Source organism: Bradyrhizobium sp. CSS354, assembly GCF_029051725.1.
In the GTDB taxonomy this organism is placed as follows: Bacteria; Pseudomonadota; Alphaproteobacteria; order Rhizobiales; family Xanthobacteraceae; genus Bradyrhizobium.
This window is the reverse complement of the sequence record NZ_JAACFU010000021.1, coordinates 1-15,327: the sequence shown is the minus strand read 5'-3', so window position 1 is coordinate 15,327 and position 15,327 is coordinate 1. Positions and strand designations below refer to the sequence as shown.

Genomic DNA, 15,327 nt, shown 5'->3' with positions numbered 1-15,327 from the left:
GAAGCAGATGACAAAGACCTCGGCAACAATCATCGACTTCACTGCTTACAAGATGAAGCGCGCTGCGGCCAAGCTGTCATCCGACACGGTCGGCTCGATAGCGCCATACGAAGCGGTCGCATCCTTCTATTTCTTCTGGTGCTTGCTAGCCTTGATCCCGTTTGCCGCGCTCGATCTGCTCCGCATCGAAACAGCAACCTTCGTGAGCAATCCTTAAGGACGCCGCGGATGGCCGAAGCCGAGGCTGAAGGAGAAATCCACCCGCCTGCTCGACCTCTCGCGCGTGCTGTGGATTACAGCGGCGGGCACTCGGGCAGGTATCTCCGATCGAGTCCAGCACCTCGACCAGTTCAGCGACAGCTTCGTCCCCCGACACTCCTTGCGGCGGATCTTGCCGAGCGAGTTCGCAGGCTCGTTGGCGCGCATGCGGGTCGGCGCGGTCCTGTGTCCAGCCGTGCTCCTCGCACTCGCGGATGCGCCGGCTTTCCGCAGCACGGTGATCGCCCAGCCGCTGAGCGTGCCGATCACCTGCGGTCTTCCTTGAACATCAGCACAGTGATCGCTCCTCGCGCGACATCCCAGCTCCGCTCAGGCCAGCAAAGGCCTGGAGCACAACGCCAAAGCTGATCCATACACCGTCGATCAGCCCTCTGAAATATGACCGCGATCATGAGCCGATCATCATTGGAATGTTCCGATCCCGATGGACGCAGTCAGCTGGACCCTCGCGGCCAGCCGACCCTCGGTGTAATTGACGACAGCACTCATGACCAACACGCGCTTAGCAGAGCGGTCGTGTGATCTCCCAAACGTAGGCCGAGAAGTCCATCACGAGGGTGTCAGAGCCAGTCCCAGGCGAGGCGGTACAGTGACTCGCTCTGGGGGCAGTGACTCTCTCTGCGGCAGACTCGTCGAGCTGGCGAGGGGGTCTGAAGCGATGCCTCAGACCGGGCGGTTTTCGCCTCTGTTCTTCACCGGCTCCATTTTGGCCAAACCGTCCTCGTATGAGATCTCGCTGTATGATCCACCGATGTCCTTGGCCGCGTCGAGCAAGTAGTCGAGCCTACCGGCCGCACCGAACTTCTTGATGTCATTCTTGTCGACGCCGGCTAGGTCCATCATCTCCTTCCACACTGTCGATTCGTCGCAAGGCAGAATGCGGAAGGTGATGTCGCCTATCTTGACGCGGTACTTCGCGAGCAGATCGATGTTGTTGCAGAAGATGAAATAGCTGCCTTTGGGGCTCAGCCTGCTATCCAGCACCTTTGCGGCCTCGGGTAGATACGCGAAGGAATGCAGATATCCGGCAAGGACTGGGATGGTCGGCTCGCCTTCCTGCGCGATCGCAAGAACTTGTTCGATGGAATAGTCCGGTGGTCGTTTTTCGTCAGCCAGCTGAGCTTGGAACTTCAGCGCGATGTCGCCCCGGAATCCAAATCGCCCCAACTTCGTTGTTTCACTCTTAAGCACCGCATTCAATAGCCGCCCCTCCTTGTCCAACGGGCCAAGAGCAGTGTTGTCAATCGACGTCATGGAAAGGCTCCTCATCAATGCGTGGTGTGCACGCGTCGCGCAAAGCGACGTGTCCGCTACGCTTATGCAAGTTGTTTGCCGTCACGCTATCTCCGCGGCGTAGGCGGCAGCTTGGCGCTATGTGCATGAATACGTGCTGGCACCGTCGCGAGGTCTTGGCCGGATGACGCGGCGGCCGGGAAGCCTCGTGTCGAAAACCCGACACACAAGTCGTGAATCGAACAGTGGCCGCACGCAAATCCTTCATTTCAGCTGCATCTCGACTGGCATGGGATTTGCGAAACGTGCCTTGCGACAAGACCTGAAAGCGAGTCAAAAATGATCAACCTAACGGATAACGCCATCAACGCATTGAGGGCCGCAATCTCCACGACAGGGCAGCCGGCGAGCGGCCTGCGGATCATGGTCGATGGCGGCGGCTGCGAAGGGTTCACGTACAAGATGGATCTCGCGCACGGGCCGAGCTCCGATGATGCCGTGGTCGAGCTAGACGGCATCAAACTCTTCGTCGACAGCGCGACCCAAGAGCATCTCAACGGTACCACGATCGATTTCGTGCTGTCGCCCGAAGGATCGGGGTTCCGATTCGACAATCCAAATGCCAAGTCGAGCTGCTCCTGCGACAAACCGTGCAGGTGAGCCCGTCCTCGACCATCCGCAATAGAAGGGCTTCGAAACATGGGCATCAAGATTGCACCAACGAAGCAGCCTCGGATTTCTGAGCCTTCCGATTGCGAGCAAATTGTCGGAGCCGTGCTCGATGAGAATCGGGCGAGCCTCAGGCGGGATCGTGGAGATCGTGAGCTCATCGTCAGGCTGACCGGCGCCTGCATGTCATGCAAGCTTGCGGGCACGACGCTCGCGGCCATTCAGGCGCGTCTGATCGAGCGGCTCGGCGAGTTCGTCCGCCTGATCCCGCTCCGCGGAGCTGCCAAAGGGCGACATTAAGTGCAGAGCGGACAGTCCGTGCGGCCGATCTACCTGGATAACAACGCGACGACCCGCGCACATCCGTTGGTCGTTGCGGCGATGCTGCCATTCTTCTCTACACAATTCGGCAATGCGTCCTCCGCGCATGCATTCGGCAGCGAGGTTGCGCCCGCATTGAAACAGGCGCGCCGGAACCTGCAGTCCCTCATTGGCGCTGCATTCGATCATGAGATCGTCTTCACCTCGGGCGGGACTGAAGCCATTAACACAGCGATTCTGTCTGCGCTCGCCGTGCAGGAGGGGCGCGACGAGATCGTCACAACGGCCGTTGAGCATCCGGCCGTGCTGTCCCTTACCCAGGAGTTGGGTCGACGAGGAATCAAGACCCATGTCATTCCGGTAGATGCCAGCGGCCGACTTGACATCGAGACTTATCGCAACGCATTGTCGAGGCGCACGTCAGTCGCCTCGGTCATGTGGGCCAATAATGAGACCGGTACGATCTTTCCGGTGAAGTCCCTCGCCAAGATGGCGCGATCAGTCGGCGCGCTCTTTCACACCGACGCAGTCCAGGCGGTCGGCCGAATTCCGATTGACCTGAAGGCTACGGACATCGACATGCTGTCGCTCTCCGGGCACAAGCTCCATGGTCCGAAGGGGATCGGCGCGCTGTACGTGCGCAGGGACGTCAAGTTCCGGCCGCTGCTTTTCGGCGGCGTACAAGAGCGGCGTCGCCGCGCTGGTACCCAAAACGTTCCGGGTATTGTTGGACTCGGCAAGGCGGCGGAACTTGCTGCGGCAAACCTCATACAAGACCAGATGCAGATTGGCGCCCTTCGCGACCGGCTGGAGCAGGGCATCCTCGCTCACGGCTGTTGCATCGTGCTTGGCCATGTCAAGAACCGCTTGCCAAATACGTCTAACATTGCTTTCGAGCATCTCGAGGCCGAGGCCATCGTCCACCACCTGAACCACAACGGAATTGCCGTCTCACTCGGTGCAGCCTGCGCGTCCGGCTCGATGGAGCCATCCCATGTCCTGCGCGCGATGAGAGTACCACCGGCCTTTTTGCGCGGCGCGGTTCGCTTCTCGCTGTCGCGCGAGACGGCGCCAGATGAGATCGACCGTGTCCTGCAAGTCATGCCGGACATCACTGCCAAACAGAGAGCCTTGTGGCGTGCGTATCAGGAGCGCGCGGGCGAGAGCTCACAACGTGCGGAGCTCCCATGAAGGTTATGATTCGCCGTTCGCCCGAGACGGGCCTTTCGATTTATGTGCCCAAGAAGGATCTTGAGGAGCCGATCGTCGAATGGGAGCACGAGACGCTGTGGGGCGGTTGGATCAGAATCGCGAACGGCTGGGTGCTCGACCTACCCGCGATGGCGAGTGACACCACCCTACCAATCACTGTCAACGCCAAGAAGCGCGGCGGCGAAGCAACCGAATGATGAATGCCGCGGTTCCACAGAACCTCGCCAACCGGCGGATGCGGAAGCTATTCGTGGCTGGGCCTTCAGGCACCTGGGAGGAACGCGACACCATTCCCCTGGCTTGGGCCTGGCGTGACCGGCCACCCGCCCTTTCGTTTTGCCAAGGGCATAGGTGAAGCAGCCAACCCGTCTCAAAACAACGCTGCCAGCGCTCTTGTGATCGCAATCTCTGTCAGCTTTCCAACATGAGTTGATAAACCGACATTCGAGCGAGCGTTACCTAACTACTTGAGGCAAACCGCAAAAGTCATTTGTTGCAGGCATGGCACGCCAGTTGCTCTTAGCTTTTCGGAAAACGACTCTGTGGATGCTTGCCGGAAGGGTTCGGCTTGCGAATAGAATTGGAAAAATGAGTACTTCAGCGCAACACCAGGTATCCTGCGGCGGCGGCGAGATCAGCGAAACCATGCAAGCGGTCACTAAGCACAAGGGCTGCGGTACCATCGGCGCCAGCGGGAAGGCGAGCTGCGGATCTCAGACCGGCATCAGCAATCTGCCCGATGAGATCTGGGAAAAGGTGAAGAACCATCCCTGCTACAGCGAGGAGGCGCACCACCATTATGCCCGCATGCATGTCGCGGTCGCACCCGCCTGCAATATCCAGTGCAATTACTGCAATCGTAAATACGATTGCGCCAACGAATCGCGCCCCGGCATTGTCAGCGAGAAGTTGACGCCGGAGCAGGCCGCCAAGAGGGTGCTGGCGGTCGCTTCCGCGATCCCTCAGATGAGCGTGGTCGGCGTTGCCGGCCCTGGCGATCCGCTAGCGAATCCGGACAAGACATTCAAGACGTTCGAGCTTGTGAACAAGCTCGCGCCAGGTATCAAGCTGTGCCTCTCGACGAACGGTCTTGCGCTAGCCGATCATGTCGATACGATCGCAAGACTCAAGATCGATCACGTGACGATCACGATCAACATGATCGATCCCGAAATTGGTGCGAAGATCTATCCCTGGATCTTTTACCGCCACAAGCGCTACACCGGCGTTGAAGCGGCAAGCATCCTTAGCAATCGGCAGCTCCAGGGCGTGGAGATGCTCACCGCGCGCGGCATCCTGTGCAAAGTCAACTCGGTGATGATTCCCGGGATTAACGATCAACATCTGGTCGAGGTGAACAAGGCTGTGAAGTCGCGCGGGGCCTTCCTGCATAACGTGATGCCGCTGATATCGTCGCCCGAGCACGGCACCGTGTTCGGTCTCAGGGGGCAACGCGGTCCGACCGCACAGGAAGTGACAGCGTTGCAGGATAGCTGCGAAGGCAAGATGAACATGATGCGTCATTGTCGTCAGTGCCGGGCCGACGCCGTCGGACTGCTCGGAGAGGACCGGGGCTCGGAGTTCACCGTGGAAAAGATCATGGCGATGGACATCAAATACGACGAGCAGCCTCGAAAGGCATATCAGGCCGAAGTCGAAAAAACGCACATCGCAAAGCTTGCGGCCAAGCAGGAGGAGCTCACGGGGCTCGACAGCGCTTCCAGCGAAATCAAAGTACTGGTGGCGGTTGCAACCAAGGGCTCGGGATTGATCAACCAGCACTTCGGTCACGCCAAGGAGTTCCAGATCTACGAGCTCTCGACTTCAGGCGCGAAATTCGTTGGTCATCGTCCTATCCATCCCTATTGCCAGGGCGGCCATGGCGAGGACAGCAAGCTCGAAATCGCCATCGGCGCTATCAAGGATTGCCACGCCGTATTCGTGTCGAAGATCGGCGGCTGCCCGAAGGCGGAATTGATCAAGGCCGGCATCGAGCCGGTCGATCAGCACGCCTGCGAGTTCATCGATGCGTCGGCGATCGCCTGGTTCAAACTCTATCTCGATAAAGTCAATGAGCGGAAGATCAAGCACCTTGAGCGGGTCGAACCGGCCCGCCACAATGCGCTGATTTCCGCCGCCTGAAGAATGGGTTCAGACAATGCCGTTCAAGATCATCGCCTCGCAATGCACGGGCTGTTCAGCGTGCGAAACGCAATGCCCAAATCTTGCTATTTCCGAAGTAGCCGGCGTTTTCCTGATTGATTCGGAGATATGCACCGAGTGCGCCGGGTACTTTGAAGAACCGCAATGCGTGGCGGTTTGCCCAGTTGACAACACATGCGTGCTCGACCCAGCACTGCCACGCTATCGGGCGCCCGCCTGAGGACCACGACATGGATGTCACCACGACACGAACGGTTCAGAAACTTGAGAGGATGACGCTTCGCCTTGACGAGGTGGCGACTGCGGCTGTCGCCCTCTCAGACGACGGCTCGCCCTGGTGGCCGACGTTTTCGCCAATTGCTAAGCCATGTTCTGGCGACGCGAACGTCGAGGGTAACGCGTTAAGCTATTCCTGCCGGCCCGAAGGCTGCGGTCTTGAACGTCGAGGATCGATTTCGCCGATGGGTCCACAAGAGCGGACTCGTCTTCCGCGATATCAATCCAGTCACCTGCGGCCATCTTTGAACAGGCGACATTCATGCCAGAGGCCTTCTTCAGTCGGTCATCCGAGCGAAACGAGGGCGTCCTCATCGAGTCCTGTGTTGGTCGCACGGTGTCGAGCCGGCCGAGCTTCATCGCAGGGCGGCAGGGTTATCTATCACCTCGATGAAGATGCAGCAAATCAACCTGCGCCAAGCCAAGGCGTTCGTGATGCGGAGATGATTTTGCTGCCGACCGGCGCGGTCGTGCCACCAAGCTCGAATTCGGCTGCTATGAGAGTACCTCGCGTGGGTCTTGCTATTATCGCTCAAGGCTTGTTGCCCACTTGGAGAGGCGTCTCGGGCAACTCGAGGGAGGGACGGCGGTTGCCGAGAGACTGCTGGGCCGCAGTCGCGCGCACAAGATTGGCGCCAAGGTTTGTGAGGCACGCTAGAGCGGATGGGCTGACCATGAGCGATGTCATCCACGATGCCCTCAGTTGCCGGGGCAATCAGATCGATTCTGCGGCTGCGCGTGTCGCGCTGAACCGCACTTCTTGCTGCCGGCTCAGGTTCGTTGCGTCAACGACGGACTCGTGTGCAGCATCGGCGGCTTCCTCAACATCAATCATGGGCTCGCGGATCGCCATCTCAAGCATCCGTTTTGGGGTGCCGGGCGTTGATGTTGACGCATCGTCATCCCCGTCGGCTCATCCAATACGTGGTCGCAAGCCGCGCGGCGGTGCTGGAATCGACGGAGTTGATCGAGAATCATGATAGGGCGGTCCGTAACGCCGGGCGCTCGCGAAGCGCCGCACAGTTGAAGCATGGAAAGAGACGGCAGCATGAGCAATATCGCCCGTGATAGTGACATCGTCGAGTTGACGGACGTGCCCTTCTTTGATTATGGCGACAAGGTGCGGGCCAACCGCACCATCCGAAACGACGGCACCTATGTGGGCAAGGAGATCGGTGAGGTTCTCGTCAAGAAAGGCGAGCTTGGCTATGTCGTCTCGATCGGTACGTTCCTGCAACAATTTTATATCTATGGGGTCGAATTCCTCGCTTCAGGCTATCGCGTCGGCATGAAATGCAAAGAGCTTGATCTAGTCACGCGAAGCCACGGAGGCGAGGAGCCTTGCTTGTCAGGAGGAGCACCCTGATGATCGAACCAAGGTTGCCAAAATACCGCTCAGGCCAACGTGTCGAGGCGGCAATCGATCTGCTCAACGACGGCTCCTTTCCCGACGCCTCGGCGGAAGAGTGTCTGGTCAGCGTCGGACGCATTGGTGAGATCGTCCAGGTCGGTCTCCATACGGAAGCGAACCTACCCATCTATATGGTCGATTTCGGCAAGCAGTTGGTGGTTGGCTGCCTCGAGGCAGAGATCTCCGCAGTCCAGGACATCGCGCAATGAACGCCGCCATCATCAGACAACATCATTCGGGATTGCCTGCGCATCCCAACGAGCTCGACCGGTGGCGGATCGTGCGCGCGCTGACCGGGCGCGAGCACTACCGATATGTCTCGCCAAAGGTGACACCGGTTGCTGGCGGCTATCTTGTCGAGAGCCTGTGCTGCTCTGGCAATATCGATCCGGAGGGAGGCCTCGTCGATGTCGCGCTGTTACACCACGATAAGACTGCGGCGGCATGGCGGCTGTTCCGCAAAGATCACGGCAAGGGCGTCTGGGAGTGGCATTCTACCCATCAACGGCTTGGCTTGGCGACAGCGGTTCTGAACGCCGACCCTGAACGTTTGTTCTGGCAATAGGGATTATGGAGATGGTGCTCGCTGCAGGCGAATTGACGAACATCGAGCAGACGCTCGCCGCTATTGATACAGCGTCTGAGCCCTGCCTCACGCTCCGGCAGAAATTTCCACATCTCGCCTGGATTTGTTGCGCTGCCTCGGACATGACGCAGAGTCCGTTCCGCCGCGTTGGAGAGTTCGACCTGCATCTGCTCGACAGTGGCGGTCAGTGTGCACAGATTACAGATGATCCGCAGCGAGCCACCGGCATTGTGCTGGCCAAGCGCTCTGGCAACTCATGCTCACGTAATCGCCTGCCGGTGCCAAGCTCACCCAGGACGGCTGGGCCCGCGGGTTGATTACCATGCGGTAGTGACCAGCCCGGTAGCTAGGGTTCAAAGCTGATGAAGCGATCCGAGGGGTCTCTACGACAGAAAGCACGTACCTTGGGGACTGGCTTGGGTCACCAGCGCTGAGATATGGTTCAATTTTCGGAAATTGACCGGCGTGATGGTGCCGGCCAGGCGGCTTACGACCGCCGGGCCAGCTGATCGTTTCAGGTCCATGCGTCCGAGGGTCAGCTCGCGCGATGAGCGAGCTGACCGGTCTGCCGATAGACCGGCTCACTTGGCCTAGACCTCATCGATTGTCATGGTTTTTATCAGCGACTGATAAAGCAATTTGAGAATATAGAGTTCCCACCCGGAAATGCGGTCCGCGAGCGTGCCGGCGGATCATCAGCTCGGCCGGCAGACGTCATTCGGCGCTGAGCTGTCTCTCGCCGCTAGGGTCTGTACCTAAATAGCGCCACGTGATTCTCTTGCCTCCGTGTTCTTGGTTCGGGGGCGAGGGAATGCGCGGGTTTGTTTTAGTTGAATGACAGGCAATGGGCTCTTATCGAACCTCATCTGCGGACGGGATTGACGGGGCCGGATCAGGGGCGACGATCGGCGCATCATCAGCGGTATTGTTCACATGCTGCAATCAAGCGCGCGATGGCGTGATTGTCCGCGCGAATACGGTCCTTACACGATGATCTACAATCGCTTCAAGCGCTGGGCCAAACGCGAACGATGGTGCGCAATCTTTCAAGCACTGGCCAAACCTGGCAAGGATGCCGTCGTGCGGTCGTTCGACTCGACTTCGATTAAAGCTCATCGGTGTGCCTCCGGCGGAAAAAGGGGAGCATAACCAGGCAATCGGCCGCTCGCGGGGAGGCCGTACGACAAAAATCCATGCGCTGAGCGATCCGCTCTGCCGACCGGTCGTCCTGCATTTGACCCCAGTCAGGATGCCGACATCGCTGCCGCGCCCGATGTTCTGGCGCTCGCGCTTCTCGCAGACAAAGGGTACGACGGGGACAACCTTCGCGCCGAAATCGCTGGTCGCGGTGCCAAGCGCGTCATTCCCAATAAATCCAACCGTGTCGTCATTCATCGTTTCAACAAACGCGCCTACGGAGGCCGAAATGTCATCGAACGCTGCTTTTGCCGGCTCAAGGACTTCCGCCGCATCGCCACATGATACGACAAGCTCGCCCGAATTTCTTGGCCGCTGTTCAGCTCGCCGCTCTCGTCGCATATTGGCTCAATTGAGTCTGTACCCTAGTTTGCTGTGTAAAGCGCGGCGTGGACCGTGAAATCCTCTTGCAGCAGTTGGCGGTAACCCATCGCAAGTCTCCCAGGGCGCCGCGCGCATTGCCAAAAGGGAATTGCCTTCAACCCGGATCAAGTCCGTGGGGCAAGGTCCGGATGCGTTAGCCCCTCGATCCTTGTCCGCTTTCTGACGGCGGTGCACAAAGCTGTGAGATTCAAAACGCCGTGCGCCGTTTCGCGTATCGCGAACTGTTTCAAAGCACAATCAGGCCCTTAGTGCGCGCGAGGAGCGCTGGCACGGCCCTTGCTGTATCTCGCCGTAGGGCAATAGGCGCCAATCGGTGCGATGCTCAAATCCAAATGGAGAAAAGTGAATGCGTAAACTAACAATCGGCGTCCTCGCGCTGTTCATTTCAAACACTACTGCGTTCGCCGGCTCCGGGGCCATCGCATACTCCAAACCAGATGACGTGGTCGGTGTCTCGCACGGGTGTAGATCACAAAGGGACGCTAAATGGTCGGCCCTGCTCGACTGTCGCCGCAAGGGCGGCTCGGATTGCCAAATCGAAGCTTACGAAAACAACGCTTGCGCTGCCGTTGCCATAGGCAAGGGACGTGCGTGGTGGTCCCACCCACTTGGTGAATTTGAAGAGGAGCTATCGCAACAAGGCGCGCTGGTCGGACGCAATGAGACCGGCGACGAAGACCACGAACTGCGGGCCTGGGTTTGCCACTAAGGCCCCTCAGTAAGCCAAGGCCGTAAGGAAGGAGGTCAGGCGTACCCAAATTCGCAGCAGACATCTCCAGCCGAACCCCGCGACTGAAGAGAGTTCTGTGCGTCAAGTTCAGTAAAATCGATCATTGGATCCGGCCGAGCCATCCCCTCCGAGCCGCCGTCGCTCGCCTCACCCAGAAGCGCAGCAGGCGAGCGACGGCGGCGGAGAGGGGTGGCGTCCATCCGTTGGGGCCCGAGCATCGTCAGGCCGCCTGGCGTAACGCCTCCTTCTTGTGGTCCTTCAATGGATCCATGTTCAGCTAGCGACGGTCGTCGAGCCAAGGCTCATGGCGACTCGACGGTCAACGCACGGACGAGCCCTAGACAGCTCTCGCCATTGGGGAAGATACGCACCACATAGGTGCGTCGCCTGATCTCCTCGTGAGCCGCTCCAGCATGTTGGTCGACTTCATTTGCTTGCGGTGTATCGGCGGCAGGCGGAAGGGGTGACCGTAGCGTTGTGGCGTCGCGCGAGGTCACTAGCGATCACGAACGCACTTTATATCATTGAGCATGTTTCAGTATCCCCAAGTTTAGATGATCATGAGCAGTTAACAGGCGCATAGAGCAGTGGTGAACTCGGAAAGGTGAATGGCTAGCGTGGCGATTAACGAGCGAGGTCGCCAGCAGTGCACGCACCAAATTCCCATAGATCATCCCAGCCAACCAGCCCTAGAAAGGGTCTCACCCTTAAAACCATTCAAGCCCTCGTCCAAGCCGCTCAGCCGGGCTTGTGGGCGCACGAACGCGGGTTGTGCCTTGCGGTCGCCAAAAGCGGTTCAGCGTTCTGGGCGCTCCGCTATTCCACGGCAGCCGGTCGGCGGCGGCCCATGACCTTACAGCAATACGAACCGATCGATGCAGCCGGACTGAAGGCCCTCGAATGGCAGGTTGCGGAACTCCGCAAGCTGATCAAGGCAGGACGCGACCCTTGACCGAACGAGACGCGGACAGCGCAGCGACCGATACGGCCGCTACGACGGTCAGTCGAATAGCCATTGATACGTTCGAGGAAGTAGCGCGCGACTACATCGCTCAACACAAGGATGGGTGAAAAGCGCCAAACACCTTCAGCAGTGGGAAAAGACGCTGGAAACCTATGCATATCAGATCATCGGCAAGTTACTCCCGCACGAGATCACGACCGATGACGTGTTGAAGTTCTTGCGACAGGATCACGAGCGCGCCGGAAAGAACGGCACGCTTTGGACAGGCGCGCGCAAACAGCATCGCGAGTGCGTATGAGAATTGAAATCGTGATCGGCGCTGCAAAGGTGAAAGGGATAACCAATCCTGAAACGCGCGAGATTTGGATCAACCATCACAATCCCGCCCAATGGAAGGATCACCTTGAACATTGGCTGAATGGCAAGCAATCGAGGGGCCATTTCCACGCAATGGATTGGAAGGACGTTCCCGCACTTATAATCGAACTGCGGGAGAAACCCAACTGCAGCGCAAAGGCATTGATGCTGACAATTCTCTGCGCAACGCGCACGAACGAAACGCTAAACGCGCGACGGACCGAATTCGATCTGGATAATGCAACATGGACAATCCCAGCAGAACGCATGAAAGCGGGTGTTGAACACCGCGTCCCCTTGTCGGATGCCGCTGTTCAGCTATTGCGGGCCTTACCAACGATCGATGAAAACCCCTACGTGTTTCCCGGTATGAAGCGTGGCAAGCCGCTTAGCGACATGAGCATGTTGGAGATGCTACGCGGAATGCGCGAAGGCTTCACAGTACACGGTTCTAGATCATCGTTCCAAGATTGGGCGGAAGATACAACTATGCATCCGGACGTAATCACAGATATGGCACTCGCGCACACCATCAAAGAACAAAGCCAAGCGGGCTTAAGCGAACAGGTGAAACAAAGACGAAGCTCGTTCCGGCGTTTGAACAATGGCTACCGCACGAAAGGCGAAAGCGCGTCGATAGCGTTACATGGAAGCCGGAAGGCGGATCGATTTGCGACGTTCCGGAAAAGGTTGGTCTAAGCGGGTTCAATACGTGGCGCGGATTGATCAAGCCAACATGGCACGATCATTTCATTAACGACGATCAACTGCGCGAACGACGGCTGACCAGATGGCGCGAACACCTCCCCTATCTTGTGCCGATCGAAAGCGAGCGCGATCTATTTGAACGCTGGCTTGCGCATATTTTGCAACACCCCGGCGAGAAAGTCGAAACAGCGTGGTGCTTCGTCGCCAATATGACCGGCATCGGTCGCAACTGGGTTGGCGGCGTTCTCTCGCGAGTGGTGCGCGGCTACGTGCTGAACAATGCAATCTTGGACGTTGTACTGGACGGAAAAGTCAACGGTCGAATGTCGCGCAAGCTATTGATGTCGTTGATGAAGCCAAAGCAGGAATGCGCGGCCCGAACACATGGGCGCTGTCCGAGAAACTGAAGACGATGGTCAACCCCGACTTCGCGAGATCAACGAAAAGCACGGACTAGAATGGGTTGAACGCAACGCAATGCGCTGGCTTGTGTTCCCATGGCAACGAAACTGCTCAGCCACAACGATCACCGCGAAGCTGGCAACTCGCATCTCGAATATATGCGCGAATTGCTATCGAAGCATGGCGACGAAACCAAAAAATGATCTGCACGCCGACCACATGCGATCCCTGCTCGCAGTCGCGTCTCTCGACAAAAGTTGATCGAATGCCCCGGCAGTTAGTCGCTTTCCTGCCGGTTCATGCAATCCCGGACGCGCGGTCGGATGTACACCGCGCGTCCGGGGTTTGTCTTGAATGGCGGACGCGCCGTCCTCGCGGAGCGTTGCTACCGCTCATGAAATCCGAGCGAGCCCCAGACGATTGGCTATGCAGGTCATCGGGGATGGTCTTGGGGTCTCGACGGGCGGACCCCTCGTCGCCAGTCTCCGTCATGATGGCTTCGAGAAGCCGATGTCGCTCGCCAAAGTGCTGAGCCATTGACTCTAGCGTTGAAAGTCGGAGAATCAACCGGAAGTGCTAATAGGGTTCCTCCTGCAATCGAGTCGCCCGCGCAAGTGAGTAACTCCAAAATGCCAAGCCGGTTCTCCAAACAGGTTCCGCTCTCGAACCAGGCGATAGATCTGCTGCCTGTGTACCATACCTGCGACGGTTTTGATGCCCGCTCGCACGTTGAGCGGCGAGAAATACAAACAACCGACGTTTGTGAGGTGTTCGGAGAGACCATCACCTACTTCTTTTATGGCCGCCCAGCGTTCAAATACGCGGTTGATAATGATGCCACTACCGACTTAGCGCTGTATCCAGTGTGTTTCGTGATGAACCTTGAGAAGCTGGGGGCGCTTAAGCGGATATTCCCATTTGATACCGGCGCGCTATTCCACAACCGGCTAAAGAGATACTTTCATCGAAAGAATACCGTGCTCGATTTTGAACTCGCCCCCGATACGTCCCGCATCAAGGATGTGATCTTCCATTTTTTTGGAGATACCAAGAATTATATCAATCCAACGCGGGCCGACAGAGAATACGCGGTGGAGGACTTTGAAAGTGTCTCATACTCCAAAATGATCGAGTCACACGTGAGGACAGAAGCAGACGAACGCCGCGTCACAATCGAACTTCATGCGGATTCCGTCGTCTCTTTAACGAAAGCATCCTTGCAAGCCATCATTCTGCCGACACAACTGCGAGGATCGAAGCTCTACAGTGAATTCATTGATACGAACGGAATTCAAGCGCAGTGCTACGATATTGAGGTTTGGAATCCAGCGCTGTCGTTCGGCCAGGTTTCCGCCGCGGCGAAGCGCTTCACCCTTTCCAATGGATATTTTAAGTAATCGGAGGGTGCAGTGCCGAACGCGATGTTCATGCTGTCGGGGATAATTCTCATGTCCGTGGAAGGACCGTCGTTCGGCACGCCGGTGTTCACGAGCGAGGATCAGAACGCTTGTTTTATTCAATCATCCTCTGACGAGCGCTATATCGACGAGTTTGTCAGGCTTCCGTTGCGTCAGAACTGGAGGAAAAATTTCAGGGAACTACGGTCAAATCGGTCTTTTGTTGTTGGAACACCATTTCTGTACGGATTTAGAGACGCTGATGAACGACTTACTGTCGACGAGAAGTTCGTCCTTCAACTAAAGCTTCATGACGAATTCGATCGCTATAGCCGATTTCCTTTTCTCTCATTTGCGATCGCGGGCTTCCTTGAGAATGCTGAACTCATTGTCCGCATAAGTAAAACAAAGGACATTCGAGCGGCGATTGACAATGGCGAACTGGCGCTCCCGCCGTTTTTAGAAGCTTTGGACGCGGAACAAATGGGTGTTACGGAAGTGCGCAGCGCGCCTCAAACCTATTTTTCTCCTGAAAGGGTCGAGCGGCTTAAGGAACTGTGGGAGGCTGGATTGAGCGCCAGCCAAATCGCGCTTGACTTGGGTGGGATCACTCGGAACGCTGTAATCGGAAAAGTTCACCGGCTCGGTTTGCGCGGTCGGACAAAAGGTCCGTCAGGTGATTTGGAAAGCATCCGCGAGGTTATCCTCTCATCGAATGTGGCTCCCTCCGACGAGCATCACAAGGCGTTGACAGAGCTAGACGAAGCAACATGCCACTGGCCCATCGATTCGCCCGACTCACCGGAGTTTAAATTTTGTGGTGCGCCGACGTTAGCAGGGCTTCCGTATTGTGCTTCTCACGCTCGGATAGCATATCGTCCCGCCTCCGATCGACCACAGAGGCCTGGATAGTCGTCCGTTAAGAAGGCGAATTGAGCGGGGCTGGACCGGCCAGCACGCGGCATAGTCGGACCAGGAACAGGCACAAGAGTTCTCTGAGCCAGGCTAGGATGCGGCGGAAGTTGTGGCCGACGGCTG

19 protein-coding genes and 3 pseudogenes are annotated in these 15,327 nt (G+C 57.7%); 18 read left to right on the top strand and 4 right to left on the bottom strand.

The genetic code is table 11. The features are described from left to right. The first annotated feature begins 7 nt into the window (after positions 1-7). A complete protein-coding gene (locus GWG67_RS32965) occupies positions 8-217 on the top strand; it encodes a hypothetical protein (RefSeq protein WP_275173747.1) in 210 nt (69 codons plus the stop codon). Positions 218-310: 93 nt separating this feature from the next. On the opposite strand, the pseudogene GWG67_RS32960 reads toward GWG67_RS32965, so the two are convergent. Both GWG67_RS32960 and GWG67_RS32955 read right to left on the bottom strand, forming a co-directional pair. Next, positions 311-528: pseudogene (locus tag GWG67_RS32960) on the bottom strand (hypothetical protein); the annotation flags it as partial. A 414-nt stretch (positions 529-942) separates the two neighbouring features. Then, positions 943-1,533, bottom strand: coding sequence for a hypothetical protein (locus GWG67_RS32955; protein ID WP_275173681.1), 591 nt, complete (start codon positions 1,531-1,533; stop codon positions 943-945). 318 nt (positions 1,534-1,851) lie between these two features. On the opposite strand from GWG67_RS32955, the gene GWG67_RS32950 reads away from it, so the two are divergent. The 6 genes from GWG67_RS32950 (at position 1,852) to GWG67_RS32925 (ending at position 6,097) form a co-directional block, all read left to right on the top strand. Beyond that, positions 1,852-2,172 carry an iron-sulfur cluster assembly accessory protein gene (locus GWG67_RS32950; RefSeq protein ID WP_275173680.1) on the top strand — a complete coding sequence of 107 codons (321 nt, stop codon included), beginning with the start codon at positions 1,852-1,854 and terminating at the stop codon, positions 2,170-2,172. Positions 2,173-2,211: 39 nt separating this feature from the next. Next, complete coding sequence (locus GWG67_RS32945; protein ID WP_275173679.1) at positions 2,212-2,481, top strand: NifU family protein; 270 nt, start codon at positions 2,212-2,214, stop codon at positions 2,479-2,481. 18 nt (positions 2,482-2,499) lie between these two features. Then, a complete protein-coding gene (nifS, locus tag GWG67_RS32940; protein ID WP_275173678.1) occupies positions 2,500-3,693 on the top strand; it encodes a cysteine desulfurase NifS in 1,194 nt (397 codons plus the stop codon). After that, positions 3,690-3,911 carry a putative nitrogen fixation protein NifT gene (gene nifT, locus GWG67_RS32935; RefSeq protein ID WP_085399342.1) on the top strand — a complete coding sequence of 74 codons (222 nt, stop codon included), beginning with the start codon at positions 3,690-3,692 and terminating at the stop codon, positions 3,909-3,911. Before nifS ends, nifT begins: the two co-directional genes overlap by 4 nt. Before the next feature lie 391 nt (positions 3,912-4,302). Further along, positions 4,303-5,856: a nitrogenase cofactor biosynthesis protein NifB gene (nifB, locus tag GWG67_RS32930; RefSeq protein ID WP_275173677.1), complete on the top strand. Its 1,554-nt coding sequence runs from the start codon at positions 4,303-4,305 to the stop codon at positions 5,854-5,856. 16 nt (positions 5,857-5,872) lie between these two features. Next, positions 5,873-6,097: a 4Fe-4S binding protein gene (locus tag GWG67_RS32925; protein WP_275173676.1), complete on the top strand. Its 225-nt coding sequence runs from the start codon at positions 5,873-5,875 to the stop codon at positions 6,095-6,097. A 771-nt stretch (positions 6,098-6,868) separates the two neighbouring features. On the opposite strand, the gene GWG67_RS32920 is transcribed toward GWG67_RS32925, so the two are convergent. Next, complete coding sequence (locus GWG67_RS32920; RefSeq protein WP_275173675.1) at positions 6,869-7,006, bottom strand: hypothetical protein; 138 nt, start codon at positions 7,004-7,006, stop codon at positions 6,869-6,871. A gap of 195 nt (positions 7,007-7,201) precedes the next feature. On the opposite strand from GWG67_RS32920, the gene GWG67_RS32915 reads away from it, so the two are divergent. From GWG67_RS32915 to GWG67_RS32890, 5 genes and pseudogenes are all read left to right on the top strand, one after another. Next, entirely contained in the window at positions 7,202-7,519 is a 318-nt protein-coding gene (locus GWG67_RS32915; RefSeq protein ID WP_275173674.1) for a nitrogen fixation protein NifZ, read from the top strand. After that, a complete protein-coding gene (locus GWG67_RS32910) occupies positions 7,519-7,773 on the top strand; it encodes a nitrogen fixation protein NifZ (RefSeq protein WP_275173673.1) in 255 nt (84 codons plus the stop codon). The genes GWG67_RS32915 and GWG67_RS32910 overlap by 1 nt, the downstream gene beginning before the upstream one ends. Continuing rightward, positions 7,770-8,129: a hypothetical protein gene (locus tag GWG67_RS32905; protein ID WP_275173672.1), complete on the top strand. Its 360-nt coding sequence runs from the start codon at positions 7,770-7,772 to the stop codon at positions 8,127-8,129. The genes GWG67_RS32910 and GWG67_RS32905 overlap by 4 nt, the downstream gene beginning before the upstream one ends. 813 nt (positions 8,130-8,942) lie before the next feature. Further along, positions 8,943-9,703, top strand: a pseudogene (locus GWG67_RS32895) (IS5 family transposase). A 374-nt stretch (positions 9,704-10,077) separates the two neighbouring features. Further along, a complete protein-coding gene (locus GWG67_RS32890) occupies positions 10,078-10,440 on the top strand; it encodes a DUF4189 domain-containing protein (protein ID WP_275173670.1) in 363 nt (120 codons plus the stop codon). A gap of 298 nt (positions 10,441-10,738) precedes the next feature. Here GWG67_RS32890 and GWG67_RS32885 read toward each other — a convergent pair. Further along, positions 10,739-10,921, bottom strand: a pseudogene (locus GWG67_RS32885) (transposase); the annotation flags it as partial. 186 nt (positions 10,922-11,107) lie between these two features. Between GWG67_RS32885 and GWG67_RS38985 the strand changes: the two are divergent. From GWG67_RS38985 to GWG67_RS32860, 6 genes are all read left to right on the top strand, one after another. Next, positions 11,108-11,413 carry an Arm DNA-binding domain-containing protein gene (locus tag GWG67_RS38985; RefSeq protein ID WP_342761072.1) on the top strand — a complete coding sequence of 102 codons (306 nt, stop codon included), beginning with the start codon at positions 11,108-11,110 and terminating at the stop codon, positions 11,411-11,413. A gap of 115 nt (positions 11,414-11,528) precedes the next feature. After that, positions 11,529-11,723, top strand: coding sequence for a hypothetical protein (locus tag GWG67_RS32880; RefSeq protein WP_275173669.1), 195 nt, complete (start codon positions 11,529-11,531; stop codon positions 11,721-11,723). Next, entirely contained in the window at positions 11,720-12,481 is a 762-nt protein-coding gene (locus GWG67_RS32875; protein WP_275173668.1) for a tyrosine-type recombinase/integrase, read from the top strand. The genes GWG67_RS32880 and GWG67_RS32875 overlap by 4 nt, the downstream gene beginning before the upstream one ends. 23 nt (positions 12,482-12,504) lie before the next feature. Next, positions 12,505-12,897: a hypothetical protein gene (locus tag GWG67_RS32870; protein WP_275173667.1), complete on the top strand. Its 393-nt coding sequence runs from the start codon at positions 12,505-12,507 to the stop codon at positions 12,895-12,897. 609 nt (positions 12,898-13,506) lie between these two features. After that, positions 13,507-14,289, top strand: coding sequence for a hypothetical protein (locus tag GWG67_RS32865; protein WP_275173666.1), 783 nt, complete (start codon positions 13,507-13,509; stop codon positions 14,287-14,289). Between the two features lie 483 nt (positions 14,290-14,772). After that, positions 14,773-15,201, top strand: coding sequence for a GcrA family cell cycle regulator (locus tag GWG67_RS32860; RefSeq protein ID WP_275173741.1), 429 nt, complete (start codon positions 14,773-14,775; stop codon positions 15,199-15,201). The last annotated feature ends 126 nt before the right edge of the window (positions 15,202-15,327 follow it).